The organism is Sphingomonas bacterium (genome assembly GCF_903643035.1).
Classification (GTDB): domain Bacteria; phylum Pseudomonadota; class Alphaproteobacteria; order Sphingomonadales; family Sphingomonadaceae; genus Sphingomonas.
This window is the reverse complement of record NZ_CAHJWW010000088.1, coordinates 1-10,107: the sequence shown is the minus strand read 5'-3', so window position 1 is coordinate 10,107 and position 10,107 is coordinate 1. Positions and strand designations below refer to the sequence as shown.

Below are 10,107 nucleotides of genomic sequence, written 5' to 3'. Positions count from 1 at the left end.
CGCCGGCGACGATCGGGCCGAGGCCGGGTATCGCGAGCAGGCCCAGCCCGGCGAGGAGGCCGCCCGCGCCGCCGAGCAGCGCGCCCGTCGACGTGCCGCGGCTGACGTCGCCACGATCGTCGACGCCGTCGTGGTCATTGGCGTCGTGGTCATTGGCATCGTGACGGCCATGGGCGTTGTTGGCGACGATGCTGATGTCGCCATGGCCGATACCCAACGCTTCGAGGTCGCGCAGGGCGGCGGTCGCATCGGCGTAGTCGTCGAACAGGCGTGTGATGGTCTTTGTCATGGTCGTTCTCCGGATGGACGAGATCAGTTGGTGGTGACGTTGCCCTTGTAGTCGAGCGCGACGTTCACCTTGGCGCCGCCCTTGGTGGCGGTGCCCTGCCAGACGCCGTTCTCGTTCTTCACGAGCTTGCCGACGCCGGTATAGCCGTCCTTGGCGATGCGCCCCCGGGCCTGCGCCTCGGTGAACGAGTTGCGTCCCTTCGCGGCCATGGCGGTGGTGCGCACCGCCGGATTCTTCAGCGCCGGGTTGTGCGACCCCGTGGCGGCCTGCGCGAGCGCGCCCGTGGCCCCGCCCGTGATCGCGGTCGCCGCCAGGACGGCGGCGATGATCTGCTTGTGCATTCTACTCTCCTTGGTGTCTTGTGAGATGGAGTGGCGCTCGCTCGACCGGAGGCTGGCAGGCTCCCGGTCGACGAACGCCTCGCCTCAGCGAACGGCCCCGCGCCGAAACAGGTTGATGATCGCAAGCAGCACGATCGCGCCGAGCAGCGATACGACGATCGACTCGATGCTGATGACGCCGCTGGTGATCGGCGCGCCGCCAATCAGCGGCGTGACGATGAACCCGGCCAGCATCGCACCGACGATGCCGACGACGACGTTGAGGAAGATGCCCTGCTGCCCGTCGGTACGCATGATCATGCTGGCGACCCAGCCGATGACGCCGCCGACGACGAGAAGAATGATGAGACCCATGGTGCTTTCTCCGGTTTCGACCGAGCCTCGGCGGGATGCCGGCACGGTCGTCAGTTCGGGAGCATCAACACGGGTCGCGACCGTACGTTCAGAAAGGGTGAGGCGCGGGCCGGCCTCCTTGGGTGCGCTTGTCACCACCTGCTTGGTAGTTCTGTCAGCCTGGGAGCGGAACCGCCGGGGTGCCGCGACGCTTGACCCGGCATGGAACACGACCGCAGCAACCGACCGCCGTCGCCGACGCTGCGCCACCTCCAGCAGCTGATGGCCGACCTCACCGCCGGCGTCGTCCTGGTCGACCCCTCGGGCACCATCATCGGCGCGAACGCTGCCGCCCTACGGATGCATGGGATCAGGAAGCTGGAGGAGCTCGGCGCGACGGCGGACGATTACTGCCAGCGTTTCTGCTTGCGCTATCGCAACCACCATCGCCTGACCAAGCGCGAATACCCGATCATGCGCATGCTGGCCGGCGAGAGCTTTCCCGACCTGGTGGTCGAGGTCGCCCCGATGGGCACGAACGAGCCGCGCTGGACGCACGGGGTCCACGACGTCGTCATGGACGAGGACGGCGGCGATCCCGACTGCCTGGCCCTCGTCATCCAGGACGTGTCCGAGCGCTACGACGCGGAGGCGCGGTTCGAGGCGATGTTCCAGGCGAACCCTGCGCCCGCGCTGATCCTGCGGCTTCACGACCAGCGTTTCATCCGGGTGAACGCCGGCTTCGCCGAGCTCTGCGGCTGCCCGCGCGACGCGGTCGAAAGCCGTCACCTGCGCGACATGGACATCCTCGCCAAGGCCGAGCGCCGGCCCCACGTCGCCGAGCGGCTCGCGGCCGGCCAGACGATCCCGCAGGTCGAAGCCGAACTGCCGCTTCCCGACGGGTCGACCCGGTTCGTCATCCTCGCCGGCCAGCCGATCGAGGTGGCGGAACAGCCGTGCATGCTGTTCACCTTCGCCGACCTCGACCCCAGGCGCAAAGCGGAGCAGGCGCTGCGGTCGAGCGAGCATCGGTCGAGCGCCATGTTCCGGCTGGCCCCCGTCGCCATGGCCGTCACCTCGACGCCGGAGAACCGGTTCGTCGAGGTCAACGAGGCGTTCTCCCGCATGACGGGTCGCGCCGCGCACGACCTGGTCGGCCGGGTCGCCGACGACATCCGGCTCTGGCACGACGCCGCGCTGCGCCGGTCGACCGAGGAGAAGATCGAGCGGCGTGGCGGTGTCCGCACCTGCGACGTCCGCCTGCTGCCGAAGGACGGGGCGCCGATCGACTGCCTGGTTTCCGCCGAGGCGGTGGACGTGCGCGGCGAGCGTTGCGTGCTGTGGCTCTACCAGGACGTGACCGCGCGCCGCCACAGCGAGATCGAGCTGGTCGAGGCCATCGAGGCCGTCATGAAGGACGCCAGCTGGTTCAGCCGGTCGATCATGGACAAGCTGGCCACGCTCCGCGGCGGTGGCGGGTCGGCGCCGGCCGCCGCCGAGCTGAGCGGTCGCGAGCGCGAAGTGCTCGAACTCCTGTGCGAAGGGCTCGACGACAAGGCCATCGCGGGGCGGCTCGGCCTGTCCGGCAACACCGTCCGCAACCACGTCTCGCGCCTCTACACCAGGATCGGCGTCAACCGACGCAGCGCCGCCGTCATCTGGGCGCGGGAGCGGGGCATCGGCGGCCGTGCGAGCGAAAGGCCGTGAACGCACGGGCTCGGCAGCAGTCCGCTGGCGTGCCGTCTGAACGCTCCAGACCCGGACGCTCGTCGATAGCTCCCGGTCCGCCGGAAGCGGACTTTCGTTCATACCGACCTTTCCGGGCACGACAGCCACCGTGCCGTGGCGAGATCAGCCATGACGAATGCGGTCATCGGCTCTAGGGTGCTCGCGAACAGTGGGATCTCCGTCCCGCTACGAAGGGACGCGCGTTGTCGGCATCGAACACCACTCTCCCGCCGGCTCTCACCGGGATCGCCGGCCTGGACGATGTCCTGAACGGCGGATTGACACCCCATCGCATGTATCTGATCGAGGGAACGCCCGGCACCGGCAAGACGACGCTCGGGCTGGGTTTCCTGCTCGCCGGGGCCACCGTCGGCGAGACCGGGCTCTACATCACGCTGGCCGAGACGGAAGTGGAGCTGCGCGCTGTCGCCGCGACGCACGACTGGACCCTAGATGCGCTGAACCTGTTCGAGATGGTGCCGGCCGACGGCCTCGGCGAGGATCAGGAGCAGACGCTGCTTCACCCGAGCGAGGTCGAGCTCGGCGAGACGGTCCGCGACGTCATGGCGAAGGTGGACGAGGTCCGTCCGAGCCGGGTCGTGCTCGATAGCCTTTCGGAGCTCCGGCTGCTGGCTCAGAGCCCGATCCGCTACCGCCGCCAGATCCTCGCGCTGAAGCACTTCTTCTCGACGCGGCGATGCACCGTCCTGTTTCTCGATGACAGGAGCGGGTCGGGCAGCGACCTCCAGCTCCACAGCATCGCGCATGGCGTCGTGTCGCTCGAGCAGACGCTGTCCGGGTTCGGCGCGCAACGCCGCCGCCTCCACGTCGTGAAGATGCGCGGCGTCCGCTACCGCGGAGGCTATCACGATTTCGAGATCGAGCGCGGCGGCCTTCGCGTGTATCCGCGGCTGGTTGCTTCGGATCACGCGGCGCAGGACGCCGGGAGCACGGTCTCGACGGGATCGACGGAGCTGGACGCGTTGCTGGGCGGCGGACTGGCGCCCGGCACCGCTACCCTGCTGACCGGGCCGGCCGGCGTCGGCAAGACAACGGCGACGGTACAATCCGTCATTGCGGCGTTGAAGCGTGGCGAAAAGGCCGCCTATTTCCTGTTCGACGAGCGGCTGCCGACCCTTCTCACGCGGAGCGCCGCATTGGGAATGGACCTCCGGCCATACATCGATGACGGGCACCTTGAGCTGCGATCGGTCGATCCTGCCGAGATGTCTCCTGGCGAGTTCGCCGGGGCCATCCGCGAGACCGTCGATCGCGGCGCCGGCTTCGTCGTGATCGACAGCTTGAACGCCTATCTCCAGTCGATGCCGAACGAGCAGTTCCTCGTGCTGCAGATGCACGAGATGCTGACCTACCTGGGGCAGAAGGGGGTTGTCAGCCTGCTGATCCTGGGGCTGCACGGCGTGATGGGCGACATCCGCTCCGACGTCGATCTCAGCTATCTCTCGGACAGCGTCATCCAGCTGCGCTATTTCGAGGCGTACGGCGAGGTGCGGCAGGCGATCTCCGTCATCAAGACCCGCACCGCGCGGCACGAACGGACGATCCGCGAGTTCCAGATCGGCAGCGATGGGCTGCAAGTCGGCGAGCCGCTTCGGCATTTCCAAGGCGTGCTCACCGGCGTCCCGACATTCTCGGGTGAGGGGAAGACGCTGATGGCGAGCCGGATCGGTTCTTCGGCCTCGCGCGGTTGAGATGCCGGATCGCGTCCTGATCCTGGCGCCGCGGGGTCGCGACGCAGCGATCGCCGCGGACCTGATGCGTCGCCACGATGTCAGCGCCGTCGTGTGCGCGGACCAGCAGACCCTGGTGGAGCAGTTGAGATCGGGAGCTGGTGCGGTCGTGCTGACCGAGGAGGCGCTCGCCACCGGGGACGTGGGCGAGCTCTCGGGGTGGGTCGCGGCACAGCCGGCCTGGGCGGACATCCCGTTCATCGTGCTCGCCAACGGCGCGCGGACGCCCCGCACCAAACTCGCGACCCAACGGCTCGGCGAACTCGGCAACGTCGTGCTTCTCGAACGTCCTCTGCATGCCGAGGCAATGCTTGGTGCGGTGCGGTCCGCCTTGAAGGCACGCGCTCGCCAGTATGAGGTTCGCGACGCGGCCGACACGCTCGAACGCGCCGTGGTCGATCGAACCCGCGAACTGGAAACGGCGCGGGACAGCCTTGAAATCGCCCTCGACGCGGCCGGCATGGGTAGCTGGGACATCGATCTCCTGACCGGAGAGGCACATCGCACGCTGCGGCACGACGAGATCTTCGGCTATGCCGAAGCCCTGCCGACTTGGAACGTCGAAGCCTTCTTAAGGCACGTCGATGCCGCGCAGCGGGACGCGGTGGCCGCGGCGTTCGGCCGCGCAATGGACACCGGCTCGCTCGATATCGAGTGCAGCATCGTTTCCGCGACCGGCAGCCATCGCTGGATCATCGCGAAAGGCCGGGTACGCTACGATGCGGACGGGACCGCCATCCGGATGACCGGCGTCGTCTCGGACGTCACCGATCGCAAGGACGCCGACGCGCAGCTCGCCCAAGCCCAGAAGATGGACGCCATCGGCCAGCTGACTGGCGGCGTCGCCCACGACTTCAACAACCTTTTGACGCCGATCGTCGGCAGCCTCGATCTCGTCCGACGTCGCCACAAGGATGACGAGCGGACCCAGCGGATGGTTGGTGGCGCCCTCCAGGCCGCCGAAAAGGCGGCGATCCTGACGCAGCGCCTGCTTGCCTTCGCCCGTCGCCAGGCGTTGCAGCCCCGCGCCGTCGATATCGGCGCCCTCATCGACGGGATCGTCGACCTGATCCGACGGTCGCTCGGTCCGTCGATCGCCGTGGTGCTCGAGGTGCCTCGGTATCTGCCTTCCGCGCGCGTCGATCCCAACCAGCTCGAACTCGCGTTGCTCAACCTCGCGATCAACGCGCGCGATGCGATGCCGGGTGGCGGCACGCTGACCCTGACCGTAGTTGACGTCGTCGCCGACGAGCGCGACGCGCACGGCCTGAAGCCGGGCGGCTACATCCAGCTGGTCGCATCGGATACCGGCGTGGGCATGGATCGAGCGACGCTCGCGCGCGCGACCGAGCCGTTCTTCTCGACCAAAGGTGTCGGCAAGGGCACCGGCCTTGGCCTCTCGATGGTACATGGCCTGGCCGCGCAGTCTGGCGGGACGCTCAGGTTGGCGAGCGAACCCGGTGTGGGAACCGCGGTCGAACTCTGGCTTCCCGCCACCGACGAACCCGCGGCGGACCCCGACGAACGGCATGCCGAGCCGGTTGCCGCTCGCCACGCCGCGACGGTGCTGCTCGTCGATGACGAGGATCTCGTCCGATCGGCCACGGCCGACATGCTCCGGGACATCGGCTACACCGTCGTCGAGATGGCCTCGGCCTCCCAGGTGCTGGTTGCGATACGAGCCGGGCTTGAGGCGGACGCGCTGGTTAGTGATTACCTGATGCCCGGAATGACGGGAGGTCAACTGATCCAGGAACTGCGTGCCTTCGGCAGCCGGATCCCGACACTGCTAGTCACCGGTTACGCTGCCGCGGGCGACGATGTGCCAGCGGACGTGAAGCGGCTCGCCAAGCCGTTTCGCCAAGTCGATCTCGCGGCCCGGATCGACGATCTGCTGAGACTTTCGTCACCGATCCCCGCCCGGTTGCGATCAGTGAATTAGACTAGGGCGACGCAGACAGTCTCTAGGCCAAAGCGTAAGAAACCGGCAAAGCATTGATAGGTCATGGCCGATTATTTAAGGTCGATTGTTGCTTCGTGAAATCGGGCACTGGTATTTGAGCGTAACGGTGTCAGCATCGTAGACCAGTGAGCAAGCTGGAACCCAAGCCATGAAGGGCTTTGGACTAGGTCACGTCGTAACGCGACTTCTTTTCTGAAGATAGTTCCAGTAATCTGGCTGTGGCTTGCAGATAATAGATCGCACATGCGAGACTCAGAACGTAGCGACCGTTAGCGGCTGCGTGACGCTGCCGAGCGGCTGTCGCGAGCTGCCGGTCCCGGCTATTCGCGGAGCGGGAGTCCGCCCATCCGAGCCGCGAGCCTGTGCAGACAAGCCAGTCATCTCTCTGATTCGGTCGGCGGCGAAGAAGCGTCTGTTGTGGCTACCGCTTTTAGCAGAAGCATCAGCGCATCCGCCTGCGGTTCGTTCCATTCGGCGTAGAACGATCAAGAAATGAAATCCGCACGGGTTACGGCCAGATGGCATTATTCTGCTCTCTCTCGGAGCCATACTAAAGTTCTAGTGACCTAAACTTGATGTTATTTCAGCTTGTTTCAGCAATTTAGACTCAGCAAGGTGAGCAATGCATCTATCAATTAAAGCAGCTCACATATTTGAAAGATCTACTAAGCAGTTTAGTTCACGTGCCCTCTCCAGGTCTAAGACTTCTTAGGCTTTGAGTATATATTGTGAATACATCGGTACAATATGTAAATCGACGTGGAGACTCTGTCTTGTAAGTATGAAACGGTCCCGGCTCGTGAAGTTCGCATTGGACGCTGAGTGCGAGCGCAGCTTTGGATAACTGTGATGCCGACGATCATCAAGGCGACGGGTCATGGCGGCCAGACGCGCGGCCTGACGGCGGGAGCGATGCCCGGCATGGCCGCCGGCACCGGCGGTGGGATGATGCCCGGCGCCGGCGCGGGCCGCTTCGGTCGGATGTTCAATGACGCGGCCGATCGTCCGCAGCACAGCGATACCCTGCTCCTCGATCTCGCCCACCTCATGACCGACACCGGCAGCGGTGATCCAAATGATACCGACAACGATGTGGGCAAGCCGATACGGACGGATACCAGCACCAATCCGCCCAAGAAGGCGACCGACGAAGGCGACGAGAACCCGGTCGTGCCGGCCGGCTATACATATTTCGGCCAGTTCGTAGATCACGACATCACGTTCGATCCGACGCCGCTGCACGGCAAGGAGGTCGATCCGACCGCACTCGCTGACTATCGGACGCCGGCACTCGACCTGGACAGCGTTTACGGCAGTGGTCCCGACAATCAGCCCTATCTCTACACCACCGACAAGAACTCGTTCACGATACTGCGCACCGGCGCAGACATCTCGGGCGGCATCGCCAACGCGGCCGCGGCGACCGCCAGCAAGCATGACCATTTCCGCCTGCCCCCAGACGCGGACGGATTGGCAGTGGCGGTGCTGGGCGACAAGCGCAATGACGAGAACAAGCTCGTCGCGCAGCTCCACACCGCGTTCGTCGCGCTTCACAACAAGCTGATGGCCGATCCGCAGACGCTGCTCAAGATGGGTCCGTTCGATGCCGGCGATCCGGAAGCGCGCTTCCGAATGGCGGTGAAGACGGTACGCTGGCACTACCAATGGGTCGTGTTGTTCGATTACGCGCGTGACCGGTTGTGCGAGTTGACTGCGGTCGACGAGGTGCTGAACGCGGGCAGTACGCCGCGGCTGAGCCATTACCTCGCCGACAATCCGGCCTTCGCCTACATGCCGATCGAGTTTTCGGTGGCGGCGTTCCGGCTCGGCCACTCGATGGTCCGGCCCACCTACGCGCTGAACGAGACCGTTGGCAGCACGCCGCCGTTCGACAAGCTTCGCATCCCGATTTTCAAGCTCGGCGCGAAGGCGTCCGAGGCGATGAACGGCTTTGGCCAGGCGATCCCGGCCAAATGGGGGATCGACTGGAGCTTCTTCCTGGACGGCCCGACCAAACCGGTCGACAAACCGGGTACGCAGCCGCTCGCCATCCCGCAGCTCTCCTATCGGATGGATGCGACGATCGTCGATCCGCTGGCGGCGCTGCCGGAGTTCAAGGGCAAGCAGCCGGATGCCAATCTCGCCTTCCGGAACCTGCTGCGCGCACGGATGCTACGGCTGCCCTCGGGCGAGGCGGTCGCCGGTCGGCTTGGGATCAAGCCGCTTACCTTCGAGGAGCTGTGGTGGTCGGGCTCGCAGCACGACCCGAAGCGTGACCTGGCCAAGGTGGACGCTGATCGCAAGACCTTGGCCACGCGCCGCAAGAAGTTCGGCGACGACCACGCCTCCGCGATCACCAGCGCGACCCCGCTCTGGTATTATATCCTACGCGAGGCCGAACTGTTCGGCACCATGCGCGCGCCGAACGATCCATTCGGTGGTCAGCATCTGGGTCCCGTCGGCAGTCGCATCGTAGCGGAGACGTTCGTGGGGCTGCTGTGGATGGACCAGACCAGCTTCCTGCACGCCCAGACGCCGTTCCGCCCGGTGCTCGGCCTGACGCAGCCGCTCGCGGCGGGCGCGAAGTTCACCTTGGCGGACCTGATCCGCTACGCCTCAAGCTGAGGGGCCAGGCTCGGGAAAAAGCCGCAGCAAGGTGTCACATTCGTACAGGCGTTTCGAAATCAGCAGTCCGTGACGGCGTCTCCTTGAGCCGTCTAAATAGCCGCCGACGACCTACTGAGTTTTGTAAGCGTAACGGATCCGATGATCTATTCCACGGCTTGGCGAGCGATGGTATGCCGTCTTAGCGGATACAATCCGGTCTCAGCCGTCCAGCGTCCAAACGCTGTCTGAAGGTGGTTGGATGTCGGCAGCTTCGACTAGAGACAGGACTCACAACCATCAAGCGACGATCGCGGCGAGGCTGATGGCAGCGTCTCGAACGCGCGCTGCCACACGCCTATCCTAGCCCAGCGCGTTCCAGGGGAGCAGGCCAGGTTGGTCATCCGATCGTATGACGACGAGCCGGCAGGTGCGCCTTAGACCATGAGTCGCCAGTATGGTCTGGCGATGGAGAACCGACATGCACAAGGAAGCCAAGAAGATCACCAAGCGCGAGCTGACCCCGGCGGAAGTTGCCCAGGTCTCCGGCGGCAGGCCGCACCTCCTCTGATCTTTGCGTCGGGGCGGCTCCGATGCCGTCCCGACGTCTCCTCTGGCCGTTAAGTGGGAAGCAGCGCGCTTCCGTCCGCCCGCGCCCCAGTCGCGCTGTCGCGACGCTCATCCCGCACGATCCTGCCGTCGACGATCTCGACCACGCGGCGCGCCGTCGCGATGGTCTCGGCGCGATGCGCCACGACGATCCGGGTGATCCCCATGGCCGCGATCGCCGCGTTCACGCGCCGCTCCGAATCGGGATCGAGGTGCGCCGTGCCCTCGTCCATCATGAGGATACTCGGCTGCCGGTAAAGTGCGCGAGCCAGCAGGAGGCGCTGACGCTGGCCGCCGGACAGGCTGCCCATCATATCGCCAACGAGGGTCAACTGCTGCATCGGCATCCGAGCGACATCATCGGCGAGGTCCGCCGCGTCCAGCACCGCCGCCAGGCGCTCTTCGTCGACCTTGTAAATAGGCGTCGAACCGGGACCCCCGATCGGCGTCTAAAAGGGACCCCTTTTACGGCGGTGGCAAGCGTCGATG

The 10,107-nt window shown here is 65.7% G+C and carries 7 protein-coding genes and 1 pseudogene; 4 read left to right on the top strand and 4 right to left on the bottom strand.

What is annotated here, in order from left to right; translation table 11 throughout:
- The 3 genes and pseudogenes from HUV01_RS07445 to HUV01_RS07435 all read right to left on the bottom strand — a co-directional run.
- A pseudogene (locus tag HUV01_RS07445) lies at positions 1-289 on the bottom strand (hypothetical protein); the annotation flags it as partial.
- Positions 290-312: 23 nt separating this feature from the next.
- Complete coding sequence (locus HUV01_RS07440) at positions 313-630, bottom strand: hypothetical protein (RefSeq protein WP_254606458.1); 318 nt, start codon at positions 628-630, stop codon at positions 313-315.
- An 84-nt stretch (positions 631-714) separates the two neighbouring features.
- A complete protein-coding gene (locus HUV01_RS07435; RefSeq protein ID WP_174297665.1) occupies positions 715-984 on the bottom strand; it encodes a GlsB/YeaQ/YmgE family stress response membrane protein in 270 nt (89 codons plus the stop codon).
- A 201-nt stretch (positions 985-1,185) separates the two neighbouring features.
- On the opposite strand from HUV01_RS07435, the gene HUV01_RS07430 reads away from it, so the two are divergent.
- The 4 genes from HUV01_RS07430 to HUV01_RS07415 all read left to right on the top strand — a co-directional run bounded on the left by HUV01_RS07430 (position 1,186) and on the right by HUV01_RS07415 (position 9,030).
- Positions 1,186-2,670, top strand: coding sequence for a helix-turn-helix transcriptional regulator (locus HUV01_RS07430; protein ID WP_302480034.1), 1,485 nt, complete (start codon positions 1,186-1,188; stop codon positions 2,668-2,670).
- A 224-nt stretch (positions 2,671-2,894) separates the two neighbouring features.
- Positions 2,895-4,403 (top strand): ATPase domain-containing protein, encoded by a 1,509-nt coding sequence (locus HUV01_RS07425; protein WP_174297662.1) that lies wholly within the window; start codon positions 2,895-2,897, stop codon positions 4,401-4,403.
- A 1-nt stretch (position 4,404) separates the two neighbouring features.
- Positions 4,405-6,384: a PAS domain-containing hybrid sensor histidine kinase/response regulator gene (locus HUV01_RS07420; RefSeq protein WP_217430946.1), complete on the top strand. Its 1,980-nt coding sequence runs from the start codon at positions 4,405-4,407 to the stop codon at positions 6,382-6,384.
- 870 nt (positions 6,385-7,254) lie between these two features.
- Positions 7,255-9,030 carry a peroxidase family protein gene (locus HUV01_RS07415; protein WP_174297660.1) on the top strand — a complete coding sequence of 592 codons (1,776 nt, stop codon included), beginning with the start codon at positions 7,255-7,257 and terminating at the stop codon, positions 9,028-9,030.
- 599 nt (positions 9,031-9,629) lie between these two features.
- Here the strand turns inward: HUV01_RS07415 and HUV01_RS07410 are convergent.
- Positions 9,630-10,004 (bottom strand): ATP-binding cassette domain-containing protein, encoded by a 375-nt coding sequence (locus HUV01_RS07410; RefSeq protein ID WP_302480033.1) that lies wholly within the window; start codon positions 10,002-10,004, stop codon positions 9,630-9,632.
- Positions 10,005-10,107 lie beyond the last annotated feature (103 nt).

Excerpts from the sequence above, each read along its gene's own strand:
- HUV01_RS07415 (WP_174297660.1), top strand. The coding sequence starts at position 7,255 with ATGCCGACGATCATCAAGGCGACGGGTCATGGCGGCCAGACGCGCGGC.
- HUV01_RS07420 (WP_217430946.1), top strand. The coding sequence starts at position 4,405 with ATGCCGGATCGCGTCCTGATCCTGGCGCCGCGGGGTCGCGACGCAGCG.
- HUV01_RS07440 (WP_254606458.1), bottom strand. The coding sequence starts at position 630 with ATGCACAAGCAGATCATCGCCGCCGTCCTGGCGGCGACCGCGATCACG.
- HUV01_RS07435 (WP_174297665.1), bottom strand. The coding sequence starts at position 984 with ATGGGTCTCATCATTCTTCTCGTCGTCGGCGGCGTCATCGGCTGGGTC.
- HUV01_RS07430 (WP_302480034.1), top strand. The coding sequence starts at position 1,186 with ATGGAACACGACCGCAGCAACCGACCGCCGTCGCCGACGCTGCGCCAC.